General features: G+C 54.2%; 22 protein-coding genes. 16 read left to right on the forward strand and 6 right to left on the reverse strand.

Translation table 11 applies throughout. The features are described from left to right. Positions 1-404: 404 nt before the first annotated feature. The 4 genes from EUZ85_RS27025 to EUZ85_RS27040 are packed head-to-tail and all read left to right on the forward strand — an operon-like array spanning position 405 to position 6,126. Positions 405-1,154: a (Fe-S)-binding protein gene (locus EUZ85_RS27025; RefSeq protein WP_127973241.1), complete on the forward strand. Its 750-nt coding sequence runs from the start codon at positions 405-407 to the stop codon at positions 1,152-1,154. Continuing rightward, positions 1,151-2,620 (forward strand): LutB/LldF family L-lactate oxidation iron-sulfur protein, encoded by a 1,470-nt coding sequence (locus EUZ85_RS27030; RefSeq protein WP_127973242.1) that lies wholly within the window; start codon positions 1,151-1,153, stop codon positions 2,618-2,620. The genes EUZ85_RS27025 and EUZ85_RS27030 overlap by 4 nt, the downstream gene beginning before the upstream one ends. Beyond that, positions 2,613-3,293: a lactate utilization protein gene (locus EUZ85_RS27035; RefSeq protein ID WP_164887378.1), complete on the forward strand. Its 681-nt coding sequence runs from the start codon at positions 2,613-2,615 to the stop codon at positions 3,291-3,293. The genes EUZ85_RS27030 and EUZ85_RS27035 overlap by 8 nt, the downstream gene beginning before the upstream one ends. After that, positions 3,286-6,126: an FAD-binding and (Fe-S)-binding domain-containing protein gene (locus tag EUZ85_RS27040; RefSeq protein WP_127973244.1), complete on the forward strand. Its 2,841-nt coding sequence runs from the start codon at positions 3,286-3,288 to the stop codon at positions 6,124-6,126. The genes EUZ85_RS27035 and EUZ85_RS27040 overlap by 8 nt, the downstream gene beginning before the upstream one ends. A gap of 2 nt (positions 6,127-6,128) precedes the next feature. Here the strand turns inward: EUZ85_RS27040 and EUZ85_RS27045 are convergent, their stop codons facing one another. Beyond that, positions 6,129-6,470, reverse strand: coding sequence for a PilZ domain-containing protein (locus tag EUZ85_RS27045; RefSeq protein ID WP_127973245.1), 342 nt, complete (start codon positions 6,468-6,470; stop codon positions 6,129-6,131). A gap of 260 nt (positions 6,471-6,730) precedes the next feature. On the opposite strand from EUZ85_RS27045, the gene EUZ85_RS27050 reads away from it, so the two are divergent. The 4 genes from EUZ85_RS27050 to EUZ85_RS27065 are packed head-to-tail and all read left to right on the forward strand — an operon-like array spanning position 6,731 to position 11,022. Then, complete coding sequence (locus tag EUZ85_RS27050) at positions 6,731-7,864, forward strand: efflux RND transporter periplasmic adaptor subunit (RefSeq protein WP_127973246.1); 1,134 nt, start codon at positions 6,731-6,733, stop codon at positions 7,862-7,864. Further along, positions 7,861-8,607, forward strand: coding sequence for an ABC transporter ATP-binding protein (locus tag EUZ85_RS27055; protein WP_127973247.1), 747 nt, complete (start codon positions 7,861-7,863; stop codon positions 8,605-8,607). The genes EUZ85_RS27050 and EUZ85_RS27055 overlap by 4 nt, the downstream gene beginning before the upstream one ends. Before the next feature lie 2 nt (positions 8,608-8,609). Next, a complete protein-coding gene (locus EUZ85_RS27060) occupies positions 8,610-9,824 on the forward strand; it encodes an ABC transporter permease (RefSeq protein ID WP_127973248.1) in 1,215 nt (404 codons plus the stop codon). Position 9,825: 1 nt separating this feature from the next. Beyond that, positions 9,826-11,022 (forward strand): ABC transporter permease, encoded by a 1,197-nt coding sequence (locus tag EUZ85_RS27065; RefSeq protein WP_127973249.1) that lies wholly within the window; start codon positions 9,826-9,828, stop codon positions 11,020-11,022. Positions 11,023-11,028: 6 nt separating this feature from the next. Here EUZ85_RS27065 and EUZ85_RS27070 read toward each other — a convergent pair whose 3' ends face one another. From EUZ85_RS27070 to EUZ85_RS27080, 3 genes are all read right to left on the reverse strand, one after another. After that, entirely contained in the window at positions 11,029-11,913 is an 885-nt protein-coding gene (locus EUZ85_RS27070; protein WP_127973250.1) for an ABC transporter substrate-binding protein, read from the reverse strand. Positions 11,914-11,993: 80 nt separating this feature from the next. After that, positions 11,994-12,341: a hypothetical protein gene (locus EUZ85_RS27075; protein ID WP_127973251.1), complete on the reverse strand. Its 348-nt coding sequence runs from the start codon at positions 12,339-12,341 to the stop codon at positions 11,994-11,996. Positions 12,342-12,371: 30 nt separating this feature from the next. Next, the gene (locus EUZ85_RS27080; RefSeq protein WP_127973252.1) at positions 12,372-13,235 is read right to left on the reverse strand and encodes a co-chaperone YbbN; all 864 of its coding nucleotides are present in this window, start codon (positions 13,233-13,235) and stop codon (positions 12,372-12,374) included. Between the two features lie 262 nt (positions 13,236-13,497). Between EUZ85_RS27080 and EUZ85_RS27085 the strand changes: the two genes are divergently transcribed. The 7 genes from EUZ85_RS27085 (at position 13,498) to EUZ85_RS27115 (ending at position 21,933) form a co-directional block, all read left to right on the forward strand. Then, positions 13,498-13,968, forward strand: a complete 471-nt coding sequence (locus EUZ85_RS27085) for an aminoacyl-tRNA deacylase (RefSeq protein WP_127973253.1) — start codon at positions 13,498-13,500, stop codon at positions 13,966-13,968. A gap of 165 nt (positions 13,969-14,133) precedes the next feature. Next, positions 14,134-16,554, forward strand: a complete 2,421-nt coding sequence (lon, locus tag EUZ85_RS27090; protein ID WP_127973254.1) for an endopeptidase La — start codon at positions 14,134-14,136, stop codon at positions 16,552-16,554. A 464-nt stretch (positions 16,555-17,018) separates the two neighbouring features. Then, a complete protein-coding gene (locus EUZ85_RS27095; protein WP_127973255.1) occupies positions 17,019-18,140 on the forward strand; it encodes a branched-chain amino acid ABC transporter substrate-binding protein in 1,122 nt (373 codons plus the stop codon). 110 nt (positions 18,141-18,250) lie between these two features. Then, positions 18,251-19,177: a high-affinity branched-chain amino acid ABC transporter permease LivH gene (gene livH, locus EUZ85_RS27100; RefSeq protein ID WP_127973256.1), complete on the forward strand. Its 927-nt coding sequence runs from the start codon at positions 18,251-18,253 to the stop codon at positions 19,175-19,177. Then, on the forward strand, positions 19,177-20,472 hold the full coding sequence (locus EUZ85_RS27105; RefSeq protein ID WP_127973257.1) for a high-affinity branched-chain amino acid ABC transporter permease LivM: 1,296 nt from the start codon (positions 19,177-19,179) through the stop codon (positions 20,470-20,472). Before livH ends, EUZ85_RS27105 begins: the two co-directional genes overlap by 1 nt. 4 nt (positions 20,473-20,476) lie before the next feature. After that, positions 20,477-21,232 carry a high-affinity branched-chain amino acid ABC transporter ATP-binding protein LivG gene (livG, locus tag EUZ85_RS27110; RefSeq protein WP_127973258.1) on the forward strand — a complete coding sequence of 252 codons (756 nt, stop codon included), beginning with the start codon at positions 20,477-20,479 and terminating at the stop codon, positions 21,230-21,232. Then, positions 21,232-21,933 (forward strand): ABC transporter ATP-binding protein, encoded by a 702-nt coding sequence (locus EUZ85_RS27115; protein ID WP_127973259.1) that lies wholly within the window; start codon positions 21,232-21,234, stop codon positions 21,931-21,933. Before livG ends, EUZ85_RS27115 begins: the two co-directional genes overlap by 1 nt. 60 nt (positions 21,934-21,993) lie before the next feature. Here the strand turns inward: EUZ85_RS27115 and EUZ85_RS27120 are convergent, their stop codons facing one another. After that, positions 21,994-23,886, reverse strand: a complete 1,893-nt coding sequence (locus tag EUZ85_RS27120; protein ID WP_127973260.1) for a DUF4105 domain-containing protein — start codon at positions 23,884-23,886, stop codon at positions 21,994-21,996. An 84-nt stretch (positions 23,887-23,970) separates the two neighbouring features. After that, the gene (locus tag EUZ85_RS27125) at positions 23,971-24,453 is read right to left on the reverse strand and encodes a DUF3015 domain-containing protein (RefSeq protein ID WP_127973261.1); all 483 of its coding nucleotides are present in this window, start codon (positions 24,451-24,453) and stop codon (positions 23,971-23,973) included. A 140-nt stretch (positions 24,454-24,593) separates the two neighbouring features. Between EUZ85_RS27125 and EUZ85_RS27130 the strand changes: the two genes are divergently transcribed. Further along, positions 24,594-25,574, forward strand: a complete 981-nt coding sequence (locus EUZ85_RS27130) for an alpha/beta hydrolase (RefSeq protein ID WP_246842213.1) — start codon at positions 24,594-24,596, stop codon at positions 25,572-25,574. Positions 25,575-25,647: the final 73 nt, after the last annotated feature.

A 25,647-nucleotide genomic window follows, 5' to 3' on the forward strand; every position in this document is an offset into this window, starting at 1 on the left:
GCACGGGAGGCGTATGCGGCCACTTTCCAATAGCCCCGGCGCCCCGCGCGCCGCCTATAATCCTGGTGTTTCTTTGGAAACCGCGGCGGATTCGCCGCTGACGGCTTGACCAACAAACTGGTATGACCAATCCAAACGACGCGCAGGCTAACACAACTGTCCTGCAAACGCATTATTGCTTAGACCAAAGTATTAACACCCTACCAACCAGTACATTTATTAGCCATGCACGAGGTTTATTGCCGCTAATTGACACCAGCGGGAGCCCCGCGTTATTTTAGCCTCAACACTTTTGGTAAACTGGTATTACCAATTATTAAAACCACAATTCCTCGCACAAAATCCACGGCAGCCAATACTGACCGTTAGCTTTAGCTCAGGGGAAGACAACGCAGAGATCAGACATGCAACGAGCCTATCCGGAAAAACCCGAGCAGGTGTATTTTTTCGGCACCTGCCTCATTGATCTGTTCTACCCCGAAGCGGGTATGGCGGGCATTCAATTGCTGGAGCGCGAAGGCGTCAAGGTGGTCTATCCGCAACAGCAATCCTGCTGCGGCCAGCCCGCCTATAACTCAGGGTACGACAATGAGGCGCGCAAGGTGGCGGCGGCGCAAATCGCCTGTCTGGGAGAAGAACTGCCAATTGTAGTCCCTTCTGCTTCTTGCGCGGATATGTTCCGCCATCACTATACTGACCTGTTCGCCGATACGCCCCTGCATAAACAGGCGCTGGAATTGGCTGCGCGCACCTACGAACTCACCGAATTTCTGGTGCATGTCTGTAAAATTCGCCTTGAGGATAATGGACCTGCCGCCACCGTGGCCATCCATAATTCCTGCAGCGCCCAGCGCGGTACGAAGACAGCGCAGGACGCCATCTCCCTGCTGCGCCAGATGAGCAACGTAGCCATCGTACAACAGGAGCGCGCCTCCGAATGTTGCGGATTTGGCGGTACGTTCGCCGTGAAAGCGCCGGACATTTCCAATGCGATGGTGCAGGACAAATGCGACAACCTGCTCGCCACCGGCGCCAATGATCTGGTTTCTGGCGACTGCGGCTGTCTGATGAATATCAGCGGAGCCCTGGAAAAGCGCAAAGATAAGCTCCCGGCGCAGCATATCGCTTCCTTTATATGGGAGCGTACGCAATGAGCCGCTTCGAGCCCGCCACGGTCAATCTTGAGTTCGACAAACGCGTCGACGACGCCCTGCGAGACCAGGAACTGCGCGCTAATTTCCGCGGCGCCATGGACTTCCTGATGGGCAAACGCGCCGCCATGTTTCCTGACAAAGAAGACCTGGAAGCCTTACGCAGTCAAGGCGAAGCCATCCGCAATCGTTGTCTGAGCCAGCTGCCTGAGCTACTGGAGCAATTCGAGCAACGCTGTACGGAAAACGGCATACAGGTGCATTGGGCGGAAACTTCACAGGAGGCCAACGCCATCATTTTGGAGATCATGCACAAGCATGACGCCACCCGAATGGTGAAGGGCAAGTCCATGGCGTCGGAGGAGATTGGGCTCAATCATTTCCTGGCCGATCATGGCGTCGAGTGCCTGGAAACCGACATGGGCGAATACATCGTCCAACTGGCGGACGAAACGCCCTCACACATCATCATGCCCGCCATTCACAAGAACAAACAGCAGATCGCCCGCCTGTTCAACCAGAAAATAGACGGCATGGAATATAGTGAAGACGTCGACCGCCTGATCGGCATTGGCCGCGATGTGCTAAGGCAGAAGTTTTTCGAGGCGGAGGTGGGCCTTTCCGGCGTGAACTTCGCCGTAGCGGAAACCGGCACGCTCTGTCTGGTGGAAAACGAAGGTAATGGTCGCATGACCACCACGATTCCGCCTGTACATATCGCGCTTTGCGGGATTGAAAAAGTGGTTGAGTCGCTACAGGACATTCCTCCCCTGTTGCGCCTGCTTACCCGTTCAGCAACCGGGCAAGCCATCACCACTTATTTCAATATGATCAGTGGTCCACGCAAACCGGATGAAAAAGACGGACCGCAGGAGGTGCATGTCGTACTGCTGGATAACGGACGTTCGCGCATCTATGCAGATAAGCAACTGCAAGAGACTCTGCGCTGCATTCGTTGCGGCGCCTGTATGAATCACTGTCCGGTGTATACCCGTATCGGCGGCCATGCGTATGGAACCACTTATCCCGGCCCCATCGGCCAAGTAGTCTCGCCGCAGATTTGGGGGTTGCACACGGCGGGCGCCATCACCAAGGCCTGCTCCCTCAATGGCGCCTGTGGCGAAGCCTGCCCAGTCAAGATTCCATTAGCGGACCTGATCCGTCGCTTGCGTTATGAATCCAACAACGACGAACCAACGACCGTACCCGCCCCAAGAGGCCAAGGCTCATTACGCAAACGCTCGGAAGCGGTTACCTGGAAGTTATGGGCGCTGCTGTCGCGCAAGCCCGGACTGTACAAACTGGCGCTACTGCTCGCTACCCGGCTGCGCGCGCTGACGCCAAAACACATCGGTCCCTGGACCCTCTATCGCAGCGCTCCCAAACCCGCCGCGCGCTCGTTACATGAACTGGCGGCGCAGCGCTCTCAATCAAACGCGTCATCACAGGAGCACGGTAGGAATGAGTAGCCGCGAAGCCATCCTCAATCGTTTACGCACTTATCGTCAACCCAAGCCTTCCCAGCCCGCGCAGGACAGGGCCTCCGCCACGGCATCGGCGGCGCTCAGTATGGCGGAGAAAGTGCGCCTTTTTACCGAAAACCTGCATGCGGCGCACGCTGAAGTGATCACGGCGACACAAGAGGATTGGGCGCAGCGCCTTTTGTCTCTGTGGCGGGAAACGGGCGTTCATAGCGTGACTTACTCCCCGAACACGCCACATGGAGCCAGCCTGAAATCTGCGGCCCCCGGGTTTCCCGAACTACAGCTTCACGCCTATGAGAGCCCTATCGAGAACTGTAAAGACGCGCTGTTCAACCACATCCAGGGAGGCTTTGGCGCCGCCATGGCGGGCGTCGCCGAGACGGGAACCCTGATGGTGAAAACCGGCCCCGATGAGCCTCGCGCTCTGTCTTTGGTTCCCTCCACGCACAGCCTGATTATCCACGCCAAAGACTTGTATGCGGATCTACCCGAAGCGTTTCATCAAACCCAAGTCGAATCCGCGTTGCCGACAAACCTGCTGCTTATCTCCGGCCCTTCCAAAACCGCAGACATTCAGCAGACGCTGGCTTACGGAGCCCATGGTCCCAAGCGACTTATCGTCGTTCTGATTGTTGCGGAGGAAAGCGATCGTGACTGAGTCCTTCACCCGCTTCTCTCAGGCGGTGCGCCAATTCATTCCCGCCGCCAGAGTGATCGACGATCCGCTGCGCCGTCTCGCCTATGGGACGGACGCCAGCTTTTATCGGTTGATTCCGCAACTGGTGTTGCGGGTGGAAAACGAAGACGAAGTCGTCCGCTTGTTGCAGGAGGCTGACACGCACCGTATTGCGCTAACCTTCAGAGCGGCGGGCACCAGCCTGTCGGGCCAGGCCGTAACGGACTCTGTCTTAGTGCAGCTGCAGGGCTGGCGCGAGCATCACATTGAAAATAACGGCGACCGCATTCGCCTGCAGCCCGGCGTGATCGGCGCTCACGCCAATCGCTATCTGGCGCCCTTTCAACGCAAGATCGGCCCTGACCCCGCGTCTATTAATGCAGCGAAAATCGGCGGCATCGCCGCCAACAACGCCAGCGGCATGTGCTGTGGAACCAAACAAAATAGTTATCACACCCTGGCGCATATTCGCGCCGTGATGGCGGACGGAACTGTCCTGGATACTGCCGACGAGGGCTCCCGCAAGGCATTTGCGCAGACGCATGAAACGCTGTTGCGAGGCGTATCGAAACTGCGCGCGGAGATTCTCGCCAAGCCCGAGCTGGCGGCGAAAATCCGACACAAGTATCGTCTGAAAAATACCACCGGTTACGGCATCAATGCGCTTCTGGACTTTACCGACCCGGTGGATATTCTGGCGCACTTGCTGATCGGTTCCGAAGGGACGCTGGGATTCATCTCATCCATTACTTACAACACCGTGGCGGATCATCCTGACAAAGCCACCGCCCTGGTGTTTTTTCCAGACATCCATATCGCATGTCAGACGGTGTCGAAGTTAAAGACCTCCCCCGTGGCGGCGGTGGAGCTGATTGACCGACGCGGCCTTGCCTCTGTGCAGAGCAAGCCCGGCACGCCGGAGTTTGTGAGCGACCTGCCCCCTGGCGCGGCGGCGCTGTTGATTGAAACCCGCGCCGCTGACGCTTTGACGCTGGATACCCAGATCCAGCAGATTCAGCAACTGCTCAATGAGTTTTCACTGCTCAACCAAGTTCCTTTCAGCAAAGACCCTCATCATTGCGCGCAATTGTGGAACCTGCGCAAAGGCCTGTTTCCTGCACTGGGGGCCGCCCGGGACGTTGGTACGACGGTTATCATCGAAGACATCGCCTTTCCGATAGAGCACTTGGCGGATGGCGTCCTGGAGTTGCAGCGCCTGTTCAACGAGTACGATTATCCTGACGCGCTGATTTTTGGCCACGCTCTGGAAGGGAACCTGCACTTTGTGTTTTCCCAGGAATTTTCCTCCGATCTCGCCATTGAACGTTATCGTGGACTGATGGATGCTGTGGCGCAGTTAGTGGCGGTGCGCTTTGGCGGCTCCCTGAAAGCTGAGCATGGCACAGGCCGTAATATGGCGCCGTTTGTTGAGCTGGAATGGGGCGTGGAAGCCTATGCTGTTATGCGTCGCATCAAAGAACTATTCGACCCCAAAGGCATACTCAACCCCGGCGTTATCATTAATGACGACCCGGAGGCGCATTTACGCCATCTCAAGCCGCTACCCGCCGCCGACCCGCTGGTAGATAAGTGTATCGAGTGTGGATTCTGCGAGCCCGCCTGCCCTTCTCGCGAACTAACCCTAACGCCGCGCCAGCGCATCGTCGCCTCCCGGGAAATCGCCCGCCTGCAGACAAGCGGAGAAGACGCCGAACAATTACGGACATTAATGGACGCTTATGACTACGCCGGTGACGACACTTGCGCCGCGTGCGGTCTATGCGCGCTAAGTTGCCCTGTGAGCATTAACACCGGCGATCTCACCCGCCTGCATCGCAAACAGAAAAACGCCGCGCAAGTTGGTAAAGCCCAATGGGCCGCCGAACACTTTTCCACGCTAACTAAAGCCACACGCCTGGGGCTCGGCGGCGCTGACGCCATGCACCGGGTTTTAGGCGCAGGAGCAATGTCCACGTTAAGCGAGGCCGCGCGCAAAATAAGCGGCGAACGGATACCGCTCTGGCACCCCTACCTTCCCACCGCCGCCCATTCATGTCGGGCAGATGAAAAGGCGGCGGACGTAGTGTATTTCAGCAGTTGCGCTTCCCGTACGATGGGCCCTGCCCGGGGCGATGCGGAAACACGCTCTCTCACGGAAGCCTGTTTGCGCTTGTTGGAAAAAGCCGGCTTTCAGGTTCGCTTCCCGTCCAATATCGGCCAACTTTGCTGTGGCCTGCCCTTCGCCAGCAAAGGTTTTCCCGACAGCGCCCAGCATAAGGCCGAAGAGTTGGCGCAAGCGCTGCTGGCGTCCAGTGAAGGCGGGCGACTCCCTATCTTTTGCGACGCCAGCCCATGCACACAGAAATTGAAGGAAGCGATTGAACAAACCGATGCCGGGAAGAAATTAAAGATTTACGATTCCGTCGAGTTTATTCACGACTACGTGCTCGATCGCCTGAGTATTCAAAAAGAAGATGCGCCCATCGCCATTCATGTCACCTGCAGCGCGCAAAGAATGGGGATTGGCGACAAGCTCCTGGCGATCGCCAAACGCTGCAGTCATCAAGTGGTGACGCCGGAACATATCACCTGCTGCGGATTCGCCGGCGACAGGGGCTTCAGTCACCCCGAATTGAACGCGTCTGCCTTGGCGCCGCTGAAAGCGCAAGTACAGGAAAAAGGATGCGGTGAAGGCTTCTCGAATAGCCGTAGCTGCGAAATCGGCTTATCACTGCATGCGGGAGTGCACTATCACAGCATTGTTTATCTGGTGGACAGAGTCAGCGAAAAATTGGCGGGGGCGGCAAGGGTGTAAAACTACGCATGCCCATTGGCGTAATCGTTAAGGAAGTGGGCGGTTTCATCGTCGATATCGGTGATCTCCACGCCAACCAGATAGGACGATGTGCGCACGACGACGTGTCGCACGATCACTGACGCAATACTTTCCCAACGTTTGGCGTGATGCACGATCTCGACTTTCATGATTAAGGTCGCCCCGACGGGAACGGGGACAGGAAACTCAAACAGGTAACCATGGGCGGAGACATTATCGATTTTGCCCATGTACATCTTTTTGTCGGGGGTTTTGACTATCGTTCGCCATGACGCGTTCCGCCTGGGACTGCGTCGTCCATCATGCTCAGGAGCATCGCTCATCGCATTCTCCGGTTTCGCCAGCTTAGTGGGATGTCGCAATACCGGCGCATGAACTCCATTCTCGGGTCTGTCGCTCCAGCCCCCGAGTCGCGCCTTAGCCTTTTCTTATCGAGCCTGCATATACTAAAGATTAGCAGACCCTACGCCAACGCCAATTCAGTGCTAACTTGATTTGTATCGGGTTAAGCGCGCGGATGATCGGACACAATGTCCCCTACGTCATTGATCGGTGAATCCGCGCCAGCGACACAGGGGGAGTAGTGAAAAAGGCTTTGATAACGCTGATTGCCGCGGCGTTGATACTCGGGCTGGGCTATTGGAAATGGCGTCCGCAACCTTTGCCTGTTTCCTTGCATACGCTCAGCAAAGGCTCAGTGGAAAGCACCGTAGCCAATACTCGCGCCGGCGCCGTGCGCGCCTGTCAGCGCTCCAAACTCTCCATGCCGACTGGCGGCGCGGTATCCGCCCTCCACGTTAAGGCGGGGGACAGAGTCGAATCCGGGCAACTGCTGTTGGAGCTTTGGAACAAGGATCTGCGCGCGCTCTATGATCAGGCCCGCGCCGGATTATCCGTCGCCGAGCGGAAAAAGGCGGAGGTCTGTTTCGGCGCCGAGCGGGACCAGCGTGAGCTGCAACGCCAACAGACCCTGGCCAGCAAGAAATTATCCTCCGAAGATATTCTGGACGCCGCCCGCACCCAGGCGGGAATGTCCGCCCTCGCCTGTAAGGCCGCCGCGGCGCAGATTGAAGAAAGCCAGGCTGTCGTAGCGCTGCAGTCCGCCCAATTGGAGCGCAGCGCGTTACGGGCGCCGTTCAGCGGCGTCGTTGCGGAAATCAATGGGGAAATTGGCGAATACGTAACGCCTTCTCCACCCGGCGTTCCCACTCCCCCCGCCGTCGACCTGATAGACGACAGTTGTCTGTATGTGCGCGCCCCCATAGATGAAGTCGACACGGCGCGCATCAAGGTCGGCATGCCTGCGCGCGTGACGCTGGACGCCTTTCGCGGCCGTGCGCTGCAGGCGGTGGTGACGCGGGTCGCGCCCTATGTGCAGGAGTACGAAAAGCAGGCGCGCACCGTCGATGTGGAAGTGGAAATCAGCGAATTTCCCAAGGACATGAATTTACTGGTGGGCTACAGCGCGGACATTGAGATCATCATCGATAGCCGGGAAAACGCATTGCGTATCCCTACCGAGATGATTCTGGAAGGCGACGCCGTCCTGAAATTCGACCCGAACGACCGCAGCCTGCATAAAGTCGCCTTCCAGGGCGGCATCGGCAACTGGGTGTACACAGAGGTTGTAAGCGGCCTGAACGAAGGCGATCGCGTCCTCTCCGCACTCGATCAGGAAGGGGCGGAAGATGGCGTGCAGGTGCGCCCGCAACCATGAGCGTCGCGAACCGTTCGTCAACGCCCCCAGACCAGTCAAAGTCGGCGGCGCCTGTCGTCGCCTTGCATGAGATCAATCGGCATTTCCAACTTGGCGAACAGACCGTCAAAGCTCTGGATGCAGTCAGTCTGGAACTGCTGGCCGGAGACTATGTCTCCGTCATGGGACCTTCCGGCTCCGGTAAGTCGACCCTGTTGAATATACTCGGATTACTGGATCGACCAGACGCCGGCGCCTATTTGTTGAACGGAGAGCCCACCCAGGATCTCAGCGAGGAAAAGCGGGCGCGTTTGCGGCAACAGAATATCGGATTCGTGTTTCAGTCCTATCATCTTATCCCCCGCATGAGCGCACGGGAAAATATTGAATTGCCACTGGTTCTCGCCGGCGCAGCGCCCAAAGAACGCACACGTATGGTGTCCGAGATGCTCGAACGACTGGGCCTGACCGCTCGCGCCAATCACCTGCCCAATCAGTTGTCCGGCGGGCAACGACAACGGGTCGCCATCGGCAGAGCCATCATCATGAAGCCCAAGCTGCTCCTCGCGGATGAGCCAACAGGAAACCTGGACACCCAGTCCGGCGCTGACGTCGTAACTTTGTTGGAAGAGTTGAACGCTCAGGGCATTACTCTGGTGGTGGTCACTCACGATGTCGAGCTGGGCAAACGCGCCAAACGTCAGCTGCGAATGGTGGACGGCCGCATTCAGAGCGACCTGCGCCAAAGCAACACAGGCGCTTAAGCATGCGCGCCGTGGACCTAGCGCGCTTCAACATCCAGGTCATGGTCGGACACCGTTTCCGCACACTGATGCTGATGATCGCACTCATCATTGGCGTAGCGGCGGTCAACCTGCTGACCGGGCTTGGAGAAGGCGCGCGCCTGTTTGTCTTGGGCGAGTTCAGCTTTCTCGGTAAAAATACGCTGATCATCATGCCCGGCAAGAAAGAGACCACTGGCGGCATGCCTCCCATAACAGGTGAAGCCCCACGGGATCTAACTTTGGAGGACATGCAGGCTCTGACGCGGCTTTCCGCTATCAACCACGCGGCGCCGCTTATCGCAGGTATGGCGGAGCTGTCCTATCAAAGCCGACTGCGGGAAAGTTTTGTGGTGGGAACCACCCATGACTTCTTTGCAATCCGCAAGCTGAGCCTGTTGCAAGGACGGGCGTTGCCGCCGGGAAATCCGACCTTCGCCGATGCAGTCTGCGTGCTGGGGCAAACACTTAAACGAGAACTCTTCGGCCCTGAGCCCGCTCTAGGCCAATGGGTGCGCGCCGGCGATCGTCGCTTTCGGGTTATAGGCATTCTGGAAGGCAAAGGCGTCGCCATGGGCCTGAACTTTGATGAAGCCATGCTGATCCCCGTCGCCAGCGCCCAGATGCTATTCAACCAGGAAGGGTTATTTCGACTGTTTGCGGAAGTCCGCTCCGAACGCGAATTGACGCCTACTCGCAACACCATTCTCAGCATCATCAAGGAAAGACACGACGGCGAGGAAGACATCACACTGATCACGCAAGACGCGTTACTGTCTTCCTTCGATGAAATTCTGCGCACACTGACGTTGGCGGTAGGCGGCATCGCCGGGATCAGTCTGGCTGTGGCGGGTGTGCTGATTATGAATGTCATGCTGATCAGCGTCAGTCAACGCACAGCGGAAATAGGACTGCTGAAAGCGCTTGGGGCCAGCGCCGCCACCGTCCGCCGGTTATTTCTCAGTGAGGCGCTATTGCTGGCGATAATCGGCAGTCTGATCGGGCTCTTGATAAGCGAATCCTTGTTGGCGGCGGGCCGTCTGCTCTACGACCAGATTCCATTGGGCTCGCCAGTATGGGTGAAGATTGCGGCGGTAGGCGTTGCGATTGTCACCGCTCTGCTATTCGCCTATCTGCCCGCACGCAAGGCCGCCGCCCTGGCGCCCGTCGAAGCGCTGACGCACAAGCAAGGTCCCTGATATGAACGCGCCGGACTTACTAAAAATGGTGACCCGCACCATCAGCTTTGGCCGCACCCGCGCTGTGCTCACATCGCTCGGCATCACCATCGGCATCGCCGCAGTCGCTTTGCTCACCTCTATCGGAGAAGGCGTGCGCAGCTATGTGATGGATGAGTTTTCCCAGTTTGGCGCGCGTATCATCGCGATTAACCCGGGTAAAAACGTCACTGGCGGTATGGGAGGCATTCTCAGCACCGTGCGTCCTCTATCGTTACAGGACGCGGAAGCCCTGCGTCAGGCGCCTTATGTGGAATATGTGGTGCCGGTGGTGCAAGGGGCTGGAGCCATAGAGCACAAACAGCGCACCCGCAATGTGGATATCTTCGGCGTCAGCGCGGATATGCCCGCGGCCTGGCGTTTCGCCGTGGCGCAGGGTCGTTTTTTGCCCCGTAACAACGATGCGCGCTCCAGCCCTTATGCGGTGATCGGACACAAGGTCAAGCAGGAGCTGTTTCAGGGCGAAAGCCCATTGGGTCAGCTCATCCGAATCGGCGGCATGCGTTTTCGCGTGATTGGGGTGATTGAGCCGAAGGGAGATATGCTGGGGTTCGACCTTGACGACACCGCCTACATTCCCGCCGATCTGGCGCTGGACCTATTCAACCGCGAAGGCTTGATGGAGATTGACGTTATTTTTTCCCCCGCCACAGACTCCACCTACATGTCAGCCCTTATTAAAAAGATGCTGATTCAACGCCATGGCCGCGAAGACTTTACACTCATCACACAGGATCAAATGCTCACTAGTCTGAACAGCATTTTATCGGTGTTGACGCTTGCCGTCGGTTTGCTCGGCTCTATTTCCCTGTTGGTCGGCGGCGTCGGCATTCTCACCACCATGACCACCAGCGTGAGGGAGCGCACCAGCGAAATCGGTTTGCTACGGGCGCTGGGCGCCACCCGCGCGCAAGTGCTCAGTCTGTTCCTGGCGGAGGCTGTCACGCTCTCGACTATAGGCGGGATATGCGGGCTGCTGCTCATGGGAGTCGTTACAACACTGGCTTTTCTGTTCGCGCCCGAATTCCCTATCCGTCCCCACGTCCCGTTTCTGTTGATTGCGTTATTACTGTCTTCGCTGATTGGACTTATCGCAGGCGTCGTCCCGGCGCTACAAGCTTCGCGATTGAATCCTATCGACGCGCTCAGAACAGAGTAAACGCCGCTAAATCTGCGACATCAGATTCAACGGGTCGTACCAGAGCTCTTTGCGACGAACTGGCGTCTCTTTCGGCAAAAGCGGATTTTTGATGACGAAAGCCCGGCGCTCGGACAAACGCGCTTTATTGATGGAGTCGCCATGATGCTTGAGGAAAACCTGATCAAACGTCTTATCGGCGATCATGATATTCAGCCCCCGCTCGATGCGTTCAGCCAGCTTGGCGTTCTGCTTGGAGACAAAGAAATAGTATGGCCACGGATAATAAATCAGCGTGTGCTGCTCAATCTGAATCTGTGACAGATAATCCCGCCGGGCCAGATACTCGGCGAAAATCTCGTTCACGCCCCGGGGAAAATGATCAAACCGGCGTTGCGCCAGCATCTTGAACAAGCCTTCGTAACTACTGGCCGTCACCACCTGAAAACCGTTCTTCTCGTAGACCTGGATATCTCCCCACCCCAGGCCCTGGCCGATGCTTAATAAGCGCAGATCGGAGAGGTTTTCGAGGGCGTCGAATTTGGCCTGAGTTTCCTCCGTGATCAGGCTGATGCGATAACCAAGCAGCCCTTTGCGTAAGGGAATGCGGATAGGGCGCATCAAACGTTCCTTCTCCTCCGAGGTAGAACTCCAGGCCACATTTAGAACGGACGACCCTCTATCCAATTCCGCCAGATAGCGGGCTTCGCTCATCGCCAGTGGCGTCTCCTCCAGCAAATAGGGCCCGTATTGCTCCACGGTTTTATCCAGGGAGACTTTCAACATCTCCACCAGATCGATAAACCGGGTGTCCTGCAAAGATTCAGAAGCGGGAAAAATGACTTTCAACGGGCCGGCGGCCCATGCGACCTGACAGGCGAAAAAGGCGATTCCAACAATGATCAACTTCATAACGGAGCCCCATCATGAAATGCAGGTGGCGTTTATCCTTAAGCTTAGCAAAGCCCGGCGAGCAGTCACGCTCTCCAGGCTCAGCCCCCTTTCTTACGCAGCTTTTTCTTGGGCGAAAAACCAGCGGGCTTGGAGCCAAGCCACTGCGTAAACTCCTGCACTTCAGGCAGCGCCCGCAGGCTTTCAAGACTGTTGTAGTGGGCCGCCAGCTCAGATTCAGACTTCAATCCGTGGATGAAGCTATGGCAGGAGCGGCAAACCCAGACAATGGCCTTGTTGAGATAATCCCGATCATACTGACGGCGAATATTTTTCTTGCCGTGCAGCGTCTTGGGAATCAAATGATGGCGAGTCAGAGATGATACTTCACGACGGCACAACTGGCAGCCGTCAACATCACGGGGATAATTCCGCTCTGAATCCAACATTTTCGAATCTGCTTTCAGCGTCGTACAACCTCAGTGAAGTAAAGCGTACAGCTTGCGACGATATGTCCGCACCAAAGGATGCGCAGCGCCCAGCATGTCGAAGAGCTCGATCAGGGTTTTCCTGGCGGCGTCATCGCCATAACTCCGATCCGTCTGCATCAAGTTCAACAAGGCCTCCACCGCATCCTCGAACTTGTTGTTCATGATAGCGTGCAAAGCGAGCTGAAAGCGCGCTTCGGAGTCGGCCGCATTCGACTGCAAACGTTGTTGGATATCCGCCAATGGCGCAATAGCGCCGGCCTTTTCCACAAAGCGTATACGCGCCAGCAATTGTTTGACGTCCGGACGCCCCTGTATATCCGCCGGTAAACTGGACAGAATCGCTGCGGCTTCGTCCTTCTCTCCCAGTGCGACCTTTACTGCGGCGATATCCACCAGAATCTCCATGTTGTTAGGGTCCGCCTGGTTCGCCTGAGTCAACATCGCCAAGGCCTGCTCGGCCTGGCCTTGCTCGACCAAAGTACGGGCCTGGTCACGCAATTCTGCGCCCGGGCTTTGGATATAGCGGCTCAACAACTCGCGCACTTTGGATTCCGGCTGCGCTCCGCTGAACTCCCCCGCCAACTTGCCTTGATGAACCAGCTTAACCGTAGGCAGACTGCGCACGCCCAGGTGCGACGCCAGTTCCTGCTGCTGATCCGCATTCACCTTGGCCAGAATAAAAGCGCCCTGATACTCCGTCGCCAGCTTTTCCAAAATCGGCATCAGTTGCTTACAAGGGGCGCACCAGTCCGCCCAGAAATCCACCAATACGGGAACCTGCATGGATTTTTCCAGCACTTCCGCCGGAAAGTTTTCTAGGGTCGCTTCGATGATATAGGGAGATTCGGCCATGTCAGATATGACTCCGGTTTATAAAAAAGCCAGGCGCGACGAAGGACTTCATGCGCCTGAATTGTCGGGAAGAAACAATGCTTAAGAATGTGAGGGCGGCCTCTTGTAAAAACAAGGCGTCATAGCCCCATCGCCGCCAAGAGACTATAATTTAACCAGCTTCATCAGATGTACAGCAGGGCGACGCCGGAATCCGACGGCCAGACCGCCACATGTGCAACAAAGCCGCCACGAGCGGCTGTCATGCTGAGGAGGATACAATATGTCTATTTCCAATACGCTCCAACGATTTCTGACCAGTCATAACGTGACTTATGAGGTCATTACCCATCCGTACAGTGAAACATCCATGGCCAGCGCGCAAACAGCCCATGTTCCCGTGGAAAGAATGGTGAAAGCAGTCGTCCTCAAAGATGAAAAAGGCTACGTCATCGCAGCCATTCCCTCCACCAATCATCTCAATCTGCGCGAAATTAATCAGGCGATGAAACGTCAATTAGCTCTGGCCAGTGAGGAGGAGTTATGTGAGCTGTTCGGGGATTGTTCCGCCGGCGCCATTCCCGCTGTCGGAGAGGCGTTCGGCATGCCGACTATCTGGGATGAGCAACTGGCTTATGAACCGGATTTCTACTTGGAAGGCGGCGATCATCAGGAACTGGTGCACATCTCTCACTATGATTTCATGGAGATGATGAAGAGCTGCCCCCACGGCACTTTCAGCGCGCATAACTAACGTCGCCGGAGCGCCCGAGCTGCGGGCGCTCAACTAATTTCCCCCGCCAGCATTACAACTTACTCACCTATTTTATTGGCGCGCCTCACTTTAACTCGCGTTATTCGTCCCCCATCTATTTCGCCATGAGCAAATGGTTATTCATTACTGACAAGATCACCGCACATGACAGAAAGTAATTTTGACTCCGATTCCAAGCATTCCGAATACATAGGCAAGGACGAAGCCGAAGACAGCCGCCCTGGCGGCGCGCTGGTGCTTCCCGGTCAGGTAATGCCCAAGCGCATTTATTTGCTTCCCATCAGCAACCGGCCCTACTTCCCTGCACAAGTTCAACCACTGGTCATTAACGCCAACCTATGGGAAGAAACCCTGAAACGCGTTGGCAAGACCGAACACCAGATTCTGGGACTGACTTACGTAGAAAAAATCCCCTCCCCGGATGAACCGCCTGATACCAATGACTTCGCCCATATCGGCTGTGTGGTGAAAGCGCATAATGTCGTTAACGAACGCGGCAAACTGCAGTTTATCGCCCAGGGTTTACAGCGCTTCCGCATCACGCAGTGGCTGCGTCGTACGCCGCCCTATCTGGTTGAAGTCGAATACCCTGAGCCGGCGAAAGAGTCGGAGAAGGAGCTCAAGGCTTATGCGATCGCCCTGATTAACACCATCAAAGAGTTGCTGCCGCTTAACCCGCTGTACAGCGAAGAGCTGAAACAGTATCTGAGCCGCTTCAGCCCTGACGAACCTTCCGCACTCACTGACTTCGCCGCCGCCATCACCACGGCGGAAGGTCCAGCACTGCAGGAGGTACTCGATACCGTGCCGCTGCTCAGGCGGATGGAAAAAGTATTGATTCTGCTGAAGCAGGAACTGGAAGTCGCCAAGTTGCAGACCCAGATCAGCGCTGAAGTGAACCAGAAGATCAACGAGCGTCAACGCGAATTCTTTTTACGCGAGCAACTTAAGGTTATCCAGAAAGAGCTCGGGCTTGCTAAAGACGATCGAACGGCGGACGTAGAGGAATTCCAGCAGCGTATGAGTGAACGTCATCCGCCGAACGATGTACGTAAACGCTTCAACGAAGAAATCAAAAAACTGTCCATGCTGGAGACTGGTTCGCCGGAGTATGGCGTCACCCGCAACTATCTTGATTGGCTTACCCAGGTCCCCTGGGGCGTGCACACTGAGGACAAACTTGATATCGCCCGCGCCCGGGAAATTCTCGATAAAGAACATGATGGTCTGGATGACGTTAAAGACAGAATTATCGAATTCCTTGCGGAAGGCTCTTTTAAAGGAGAGGTATCCGGCTCGATTCTATTGCTGATCGGCCCACCCGGCGTCGGCAAAACCTCTATCGGAAAATCCGTCGCAGCGGCGCTGGGCAGAAAGTTCTATCGCTTCAGCCTGGGCGGCATGCGCGATGAAGCGGAAATCAAAGGCCACCGACGTACTTACATTGGCGCAATGCCGGGCAAAATGGTGCAGGCGCTGAAAGACGTCGGCTCCGCCAATCCCGTCATCATGCTCGACGAAATCGACAAAATTGGCGCTTCTTACCAAGGCGACCCAGCCAGCGCCTTGCTGGAAACGCTGGACCCGGAACAAAACAATGAGTTCTTGGATCACTACCTGGATGTCAGGTTGGACCTGTCGAAAGTGCTATTCGTTTGCACCGCTAACCAGTTAGATACGATTCCAGGCCCGTTATTGGATCGAATGGATGTATTGCGTCTGTCCGGTTACATCACGGAAGAAAAAATAGCCATCGCCAAGAACCATCTTTGGCCGAAGCTTCTGAAGCGCATGAAGCTGAAAAAGAAACAGGTATCCATCACTGACGCAGCGCTGCGCCAACTGATCGACGGCTACGCCAGAGAAGCCGGCGTGCGCAATCTGGAAAAAAGACTGCATCGACTGATTCGTAAATCCATCGTTCGCCTGATGGAGCAACCAGAAGAACCGATAAGGATAGGCGTTAACAACCTCGTCGACTTCCTTGGTCAACCACTATTCCGCAAAGAGAAAAATCTGCGCGGCGTTGGCGTGGTCACCGGACTGGCCTGGACCGCGATGGGCGGCGCCACGCTTCCGGTTGAAGCCCAATTAATTCATTCCAGTAACCGGGGCTTCAAATTGACCGGCAAGCTTGGCGATGTCATGCGCGAGTCTGCGGAAATCGCTTACAGCTATGTCTCCGCTCACCTGAAAGAGTTCAAAGGCGATCCCGAATTTTTTGAGCGCGCCTTCGTCCACCTCCACGTGCCGGAAGGCGCCACGCCAAAAGACGGCCCCAGCGCAGGCGTTACAATGGCGACGGCGTTGCTGTCCCTGGCGCGCAACCAAACACCCAAAAGCAATGTTGCGATGACGGGAGAGTTAACCCTGACCGGCCAGGTATTTCCGGTAGGAGGCATTCGCGAAAAAGTGATTGCGGCGAAACGCAGCGGCGTAAATGAAATCATTCTGCCCGAAGCCAATCGTCGGGATTATGATGAACTTCCGGAACACATTCGCTCCGGTTTGACGATGCATTTCGCCAGCACATTCCAGGACGTCTACAAAGTCATGTTTGGATAGCAGTTATCTCACTTCATCATCCTGGAAATGGATGCTAAATAACGCGCTGGAGCGCCTATTATTCCTAGGCCGCATACCGTATCGGAAATCACGTATTATGCGGCTTTATGGTGGAGTTTTATACTGACCTTTACCAGTTGTGATGATGTTTTGTCCTGTCTTTCTAGTATAGAAAAGCGTTTGAGGTGCTCTCCAAGCACCTTTTTTTTTGCCTTAAATTTTTGCCTCCGAAAAAACTGCGCGAAATCCTTATATCCAAGACAAATGCGCATCTTTTCACCGCGACGCTTTGAGGTTAGTATTCCAACTGGTCAATAGGCCAATGGCCTTAAAATAAAAGTCTATTAACGATTAGACCATAATATGCCAGTATGAAGCCCCGTCCGAAAAAGAGCCTCAGAGCTCACTCTACTCGGCGGCGTCTGAACCTGGGATAACTAATAACTTAAATCGGGAAGACAATAATGAAGAAACAGATCGCTCGGAAAGTATTAGGTGTTGGCGCTTCAATTTTATTAATGGGCGGCTTGAACCTGGCTAACGCAGAGACTATCAAAATCGCCATCGCCGGCCCGCAGTCCGGTGACGTTGCTCAGTATGGCGACATGCAGGTAATCGGCGCGGAAATGGCTGTTGAGCAGATCAACGCTGCTGGCGGCGTAAACGGCGACAAGCTTGAGGCGATTAGATACGACGACGCCTGCGAACCCAAGCAAGCGGTGGCCGTAGCCAACAAAATCGTTAATGACGGCGTTAAATTTGTAGTGGGCCACTTGTGCTCCAGTTCCACTCAACCGGCTTCCGACGTCTACGAAGACGAAGGCATCATCACTATCACGCCGGCTTCCACCAACCCGGACATCACTGAGCGCGGCTACCAGATGATCTTCCGCACCATCGGTCTTGATAGCCATCAGGGTCCGACTGCCGGCAAATTCATCGCGACTGTAGTCAAGCCCAAGCGCGTTGCAGTTATTCACGATAAGCAACAGTACGGTGAAGGCATCGCAACTGCGGTTAAGAAAACTCTGGAAGAGAAGAACGTCAACGTCGTTCTGTTCGAAGGCGTTAACAAAGGCGACAAAGACTTCTCTCCTCTGATCGCAAAACTGCAGAAAGAGAACGTAGACTTTGTTTACTACGGCGGCTACCACCCTGAGCTGGGCCAGATTCTGCGCCAAGCGTCAGAGAAAGGCCTGGACATCAAGTTCATGGGTCCTGAAGGCGTGGGTAACAAAGACATCAGTCAGATCGCGGGTAAAGCTTCCGAAGGTCTGTACGTGACCCTGCCTCCCGCTTTCGATCAGAGACCAGAAAACAAAACTCTGGTTGACGCGTTCAAAGCGAAAAACCAAGACGCCAGCGGCGCATTCGTAATGACTTCCTACGCAGCAGTTCAGGCTATCGCTGACTCAATCAAAGGCGTAGGCTCTACCGATACTGATGCAATCCAAGCTTACCTTCGTAGCCACTCCTTCAAAACCCCCATGGGTGAAATTGCGTTTGACGAAAAAGGCGACTTGAAAGGTTTCGATTTCGAAATCTATACCTGGCACGCTGACGGTTCCAAAACCGTAGTAAAATAAACCGTATCGCTTCATAACAACACCTTCTTTCCGGTTCCCCGGAAGAGGGTGTTTTTATTAGCAAAGCCTGTCAGTTTCTAGGCCGGTTCAAATCTTCCGGAGTAACACCCATGCTAGAAGTGATTCTTTACTTCATTCAGCAATTAATTAACGGAATTACCATTGGGAGCACTTATGCTCTCATCGCCATAGGCTACACCATGGTCTACGGCATCATAGGAATGATCAACTTCGCTCACGGCGAAGTCTACATGATAGGAACTTACGTCGCGTTCATGGCTATTTCTGGTATGGCCATGCTGGGCATTGAGTTTCTGCCATTAATCTTCCTGGTCGCCCTGCTTTCAAGCATGTTGGTGTCCAGTAGCTTCGGTTGGGCCATTGAACGCATCGCCTACCGCCCACTGCGCGGCGGCAACCGTCTGATCCCTCTTATTTCGGCCATCGGGATGTCCATTTTCCTGCAGAACTATGTTCGTTTAGGGCAAGGTTCACGGGATATCGCCATGTCATCTCAGATCAGCGGCGGTTGGAGCTTCGGTCCGGAAGACGGCTTCCAGGCGTCCCTTTCTTATATTCAGGTTCTGATCTTCGTTGTCACTATCATCTCCATGACCGTGCTGACGTTGTTTATCTCCAGATCCAGAATGGGCAGAGCCTGTCGCGCCGTCGCACAGGACTTGAAAATGGCGAACCTGCTGGGCATCGACACCAATCGCGTAATTGCTTCCACTTTCGTCATCGGCGCTGCGCTAGCGGCGGTTGCGGGCACGCTGCTCGGCATGTACTACGGCGTCGTGAACGCATTCGTCGGATTTATCGCCGGTCTTAAAGCCTTTACTGCAGCCGTTCTTGGCGGCATCGGCAGTATCCCTGGCGCAATGCTGGGCGGCATCATTCTCGGCGTCACCGAAAGCATGACCGCCGCATATTTCAGCACTGAGTACAAAGACGTTGTCTCTTTTGCGCTATTGGTGCTGATCTTGTTGTTTAAGCCGACAGGCATACTCGGCAAGCCGGAAGTGGAGAAAATCTAATGCGCAAGAATCTGCCGTTCGCTTTATTCACGGCCGTCATTACTCTGGTTCTGTCCTTGCCTATTTTGGGCCTGAAGCTAACTCATGAAGGCACCAAACTCGTACTCGAAGGCGCTACGCAAAGCACCTACGTGTACATTTTACTCGCCGCAGCAGTGGTTTTCCTGAGCCAGCTGTTTAGAGAGCAGCTAAATGCCGCCAAAGCAGCGGTCAAGCCAAAAGGAAATATTCTGGCCAAGCTAATGCCGCCGGAAGAAAAGCGCGCCATGGCCGGCAAAATCTTTTTTGTCGTCCTGCTTATCGCCGCTGTTCTGGTTCCTTTCAATACCGGACGCATATGGTCTGACATAGCCACTCTGGCGCTTATCTACGTTATTCTTGGCCTTGGTCTGAATATCGTAGTGGGCCTGGCCGGCTTGTTAGACCTTGGTTACGTCGCTTTCTACGCTGTCGGCGCTTATAGCTACGCTCTGTTATCGCAATACTTTGGTTTGTCATTCTGGGTGTGTCTGCCTATCGGAGCGTTGCTTGCTGCGACATTCGGTTTCCTGCTGGGCTTCCCGGTATTGAGATTACGTGGAGACTATCTCGCCATCGTGACTTTAGGTTTCGGGGAAATCATCCGTATTCTCTTGAACAACCTGACCAGCCTGACCGGCGGGCCTAACGGTATTGGCGGCATTCCTAAGCCAACTATCCCGATGCTGCAGTTCGATCCTGAGTTCTCCATCGTGAACCTGGAATTCAGTCGCAGAGCCGCTGAAGGCAATGTTGCATTCCATGAGTTCTTTGGCGTTCCTTACGACTCATCCTTGAAAGTCGTCGTGCTTTACCTCATCGCACTAGTGCTGGCTTTGGTGACGATCTTTATCGTGCGCCGCCTGATTCGCATGCCTGTAGGACGTGCATGGGAAGCCCTGCGTGAAGACGAGATCGCATGCCGCTCGCTGGGCTTGAACCGCACCGCTATCAAGCTGTCCGCCTTCACCATCGGCGCGGCATTCGCAGGTTTTGCCGGCTCCCTGTATGGCGCTCGCCAAGGCCATATCAGCCCTGAGTCGTTCATATTCTTCGAGTCCGTTATTATCCTCGCCATCGTTGTTCTTGGCGGTATGGGCTCGCAAATCGGCGTTATGGTCGCAGCCGTTCTGGTGGTGCTGCTTCAGGAACTGTCGCGGGAGTTCGACGAGTATCGTCTACTCGCCTTCGGAATGGTCATGGTGTTGATGATGATCTGGTGTCCGCAAGGCCTGATCCCGATGAAACGCCCACATCTGCAGTTGAAACAGGAGTAGGACAATGCTGTCTGTTCGCGAATTATCCATGAGGTTCGGCGGCCTGCTCGCAGTAAATGGCGTATCGCTGGACGTCAACGAACGGGAAATCATTTCCATTATCGGCCCTAACGGCGCAGGTAAAACGACTGTCTTTAACTGCATCTCCGGCTTCTATAAGCCGACCTCAGGGCAAATCACCTTCAAAGGTAAGCAGGTACAAGGGCTGCCTGACTTTAAGATTTCCCGCCTTGGCATGGTTCGCACGTTCCAACACGTGCGTCTATTCAACCGCATGACGGTGATTGAGAATCTGTTGGTGGCGCAACATCGCCATGTCAACACGAACCTCCTCTCCGGTTTATTGAAAACGCCTTCTTATCGCAAGAAAGAAAGCGAAGCCATGGAGAAAGCCGCCTATTGGCTCAAGAAAGTCGATCTGCTGCCACTCGCCAACCGCGAAGCGGGTAACCTGGCTTATGGCCAACAACGCCGTCTGGAAATTGCTCGCTGCATGGTGACAGGGCCAGATCTGTTGATGTTGGACGAACCCGCAGCCGGCTTGAACCCGAAAGAAACCCGGGATCTCGACGAACTGATAGTCAGCCTAAAGCACGACTACAACGTCTCCATTCTGTTAATAGAGCACGATATGGGACTGGTAATGGGCATTTCTGATCGCATCTACGTTGTCAGCCAGGGCACGCCTTTGGCCGACGGCACGCCTGATGAAATTAGAACGAACGCAGATGTCATCAAGGCGTACTTGGGAGAAGACTAATGCTTACACTCGAGAATGTTTACACCCACTACGGCAAGATCGAAGCTCTGCACGGCATCAGTCTGAAAGTCAATCAAGGTGAAATCGTCTCATTGATCGGCGCCAACGGCGCAGGTAAAACCACGTTGTTGATGACGGTCTGTGGCGACCCGAGAGCCAGTGATGGCCGCATTACCTTTATGGGCAAAGACATCACCGAAACGCCCACTTCCGAAATCATGCGCAGCGGCATAGCCATTGTGCCTGAGGGTCGTCGTGTTTTTTCTGGCCTCACGGTAGTCGAAAACCTGCAGATGGGCGCGTTTTTCTCTGACAAGAGCGACTTTGCGCGCACGCTGGAATACGTCTATGACCTGTTCCCACGCTTGCGCGAACGCCACAGCCAACGCGCTGGCACAATGTCTGGCGGTGAGCAGCAAATGCTGGCGATCGGGCGCGCCCTGATGAGTCATCCTAAAATGTTGTTCCTGGACGAACCATCTTTAGGTCTGGCCCCGATTATCATTAACCAGATATTTGAGATCATCGGCAAGCTCCGAGAAGAAGGCATGACTATCTTCCTGGTGGAACAGAACGCCAATCAGGCGCTGCGTTTGGCGGATCGCGGTTATGTACTGGAAAACGGCAAAGTCGTACTTCAGGATACTGGCGCAAACCTGTTGGTAAACGAGGACGTCCGCAAAGCTTACCTGGGCGGCTAAACTTCACCGCCTCATCTTCCGGCGGCGTAGCAGGCTAATCCTGAGCGCCGCCTTCTTTTCTTAAAAGTAATACCGGTAGGCTATACCGGCCTCCCACCTGCCATCACTGCGATTCCATTCTTGAGATAAATGCACTCTGAAAGCATGATTCTGCGCCAAATCGAAGTTTTGCTCCAACACGCCGCGATAGCGTATTTCATCACTACTAAAGTACTCGCCCTCCAGTCTTGTGGACTGAAAGCCCCAGGGAAAACTCAATAAATAGCCTGTACTTACTCCTGCAGCCGGAGTGATCCAGGTTTTATATTCCGGATCATGCTCCAAGCGCGCAGTCAAAAAGCCAAACAGACTCAATCCTTCCGCCACGTCATAACTGCGCCCAGCGCCGCCATTTACCTGGTAGGCCTTGTCGCTACCAAGGTCACTCCAGACGCGCTCAAAGCCAGCCTGAACTTTCCACGACAATGGACGCAGAAACTTATTAACCGGAGACTGCGAGATAATATTAATAATGTCGAAACGATGCAGCTCCCAATTGTCGTTCTCGTAAAAGCGAAACTGAGCGTCGCCTGCAATTATTTGAGCGCCTCGTGGATAGCCTTCCTGACGGTCCAGTAAATCATGATAACTGTATCTGAATTGAAGCTGAGTAAATGCATCCCCATCACGACTGCCGCCCCCAATACTCATCATGGTGCTGCCATGCCCAGTTTCAGGTGGCTCAGGGGTTTCAGGCGCAATGCTGTCCGCAGGCAGTTGGCTTATCCGTTGTAGTAGTTTAAAGCTACGGCGCGCCAGATCCGGGCTCCTTTGCGTCTTTCTCTGCTCGTAACGAGTATAGCTGTATGCAGTCTGCGCAACCGCGCCTTGTCGGGAAGGCGGTAAAGCCCTGAAGTCCATGGACGCCATCATCTCAGGGTTTTCCGCCACCAGGTAAGCCAAATCTCTTTCTGGCTCTGCCAGCCGGCGTATTCTTTCCTTCAATAATATCGCCTCAGAGGGACGATAACGCCGTTCCGCAACATAACGCCCTTCAATGACCGCGCGTACAGTGTCGGCCGGGATTGCAGTCAAAGGAAACTTAGATGTCAGAGGCGAAGACGGACGCGCTATCTCCAGCAACTCAAGAAGACGGAAGGCGCAGTTTTCATCCAGAAAGTAATACTTAAAGCGCACGTCTTTCAGCTCCCATAAATGCATCAACATACGCTCTACTTCCTCCGGAGTCAGGTTAAGGCGGTATTCCCACATGTCCCGGTTTTCCATATAGCTGTATTCTTTGATCTTCTCAAAGTAACGCATCATGCTGAACTGACCAGGATAGCCGCCGGCAAGTCCTCGATAAGCAAAGAAAATAGAGTTGTCGTCACCATTGATAGTCGCCCCAAAGTTCAAAGCCCACGACAACCATTCCGAGTCATCTTCAACGTTTGCAGGATCGAATCTTAGAAAAGTATGTCCGAACATCGACGATGGACTATTCAAGTATGCGGCCGGGAAGATCAGAGAGACTTTGGCCGCATTTACTTCCTCTCGCCACTGAAGGTATTCCGGACAAGACAAAGGCGTGCGCAAGGCGGAAATATTCGGGAGCTGCGCCTCAAGCCATTTCTTACGCAAAGGAAAACGACAGACAATACTTTCTCTTATATCTCCATTCTCGCTCACCATTGATTCCAGAGTCGCCTCAAGTTCCGCCTCGGCATCAACCTTTCCTGTTTCCGCCAGAAAAAAGCTTGGATCATCGATGAAACTTGAATAGCCGCTCGGGCTCAAGGAGTCAGTGCGAAAATGCAACAATCCTAACCACTCAGAAGAAGAAGCCAAGGTTTCCAGCAACGATTGCCGCTCCTTCAAGCCATCTGGAGCGACTTCAGAAAAAGCGGCAAACACAGGATTGATAAAAAGAAACACAGCAACAAGGAAAACGGACAGAGAATGCTTCAACCGCATAGGGCGTCATGCGCTCTTAATTGAGATGGGGTAAGAGATAGGAATCAACGCCCGGACCACCGGGCGTCGCTTCATATTCTGACTTCAAGCGGCGTACTTGGAAAGCCTCGCGTCTGTCTTCATCACATCAATGACGGACTGCATCACTTGTTCCGCCGTTACATTTTCACTTGGGAATAGCTGATTAAAATTATCATGCATAACCTGGTTAAAACGTGCACGGTCTTCCTGCTTCACTTCCAGGGCGACAGCAACAGTGGTCAGAGCATCACCATGACCTCTCGCCACGTCTTCAGAAAACTCATCCATAATTGGCGTGAGGTTAACCAGGGATGTTCCACCATAGGTCAGCACGCCATTAGCCGAACATCCGTTGGTTCCTGAGGTCATGCCGAATGTGTTATTACCTGAAGTGCCATTAGTAATGGTGGCCAAAAGATGGATAGGCAATCCGCTTTCCCCAGCGAACAACATATTACCCCATCCACAATCCGGTCCCCCTGGAGCTTCGGCAAATGCACCGGAAGTCATCGACAAAAACCCAACAGCGAGCATCATTTTTCTCATAACGATTCCTCTTTCAACGTTAGCTTATTCTCGTCGTGTACCATTTTTGCAAGTATCAGCGCCCATCCCGGTAACAAACGCCAACCAACTCGTTTAAACGAGTTGCGACAAACTCTTTCTGAAATAGACATCAAACAGCTATGCTGAAACAGAAACGCTTGGTCATTTCTCACCAGGGCGTACAGACTCGGCGCCATCACATGGCCCGAGGTAAGCCTAGTTCAGGTATACAGGCAGATCAAATTGTGAACGTCAGATCAGATAAATTTAATACTTTTATGAAAACTGTTTTCAAACTCGGATTATTAGGGGCGCTGGTATTTCTTAGTGCTTGCAGTGGACTGCTTTTTTACCCCGACAAACATATCTACCGCACACCCGATCAAGCACAAGTTCGTTATGAGAACATATTTCTCGATACGCCAGATGGCGAGCGTCTTCATGGATGGCTGCTTCATGCTTCTAAGCCATTGCGAGGCGTTGTCTATTTCCTGCATGGCAATGCAGAGAATATCAGTACTCACTGCGGTAACGTGATATGGCTTCCTCAGCAGGGCTATGACGTCTTTTGCCTGGACTACCGGGGCTTTGGTTTATCTTCCGGCAAGCCTGATATGGCTGGCGCTCTTAGCGATGTTGAAACCGGTTATGAATGGTTGAAAGAACAATATTCAGGTGCAAGCACGCCCCTCTTTGTACTTGGACAAAGTATCGGCGCAGTGCTCAGCATTGATTTTGTGGGGCAGATTCCCCCCAATGCAGTCAAACCCACCGCCGTCATCGCCGACGCTCCTTTTAGCGAACTGAGAGATATAGCACGTGAGAAGCTTGCTGCTGGTTGGCTGACCTGGGCTTTTCAATATCCCTTTTCCTATATGCTTCCAGCGAATTACGACCCTGTAGATTACGTTAGAAATATCTCACCCATTCCTTTGTTGATAATTCACAGCACCTCAGATCAAGTCATTCCTTATCACCATGGAGAGAGAGTATTTCAGCGTGCAGGCGACCCAAAATACTTCTTAAGCACCGATACGCCTCACACAGCCACCTTTAGTATTCCTGAATATCGCCAAGTATTACTGAACTTTCTCGCCAACCCCGAGCAATCGCCACTTTAAGTTTGTATCTAGCTCTGAAGTAGGCGCCAACTCTATTCAGGACGGGTCACAGGCATAAAAAAAAGCCGCATAA

This window comes from Hahella sp. KA22 (assembly GCF_004135205.1).
GTDB lineage: Bacteria > Pseudomonadota > Gammaproteobacteria > Pseudomonadales > Oleiphilaceae > Hahella.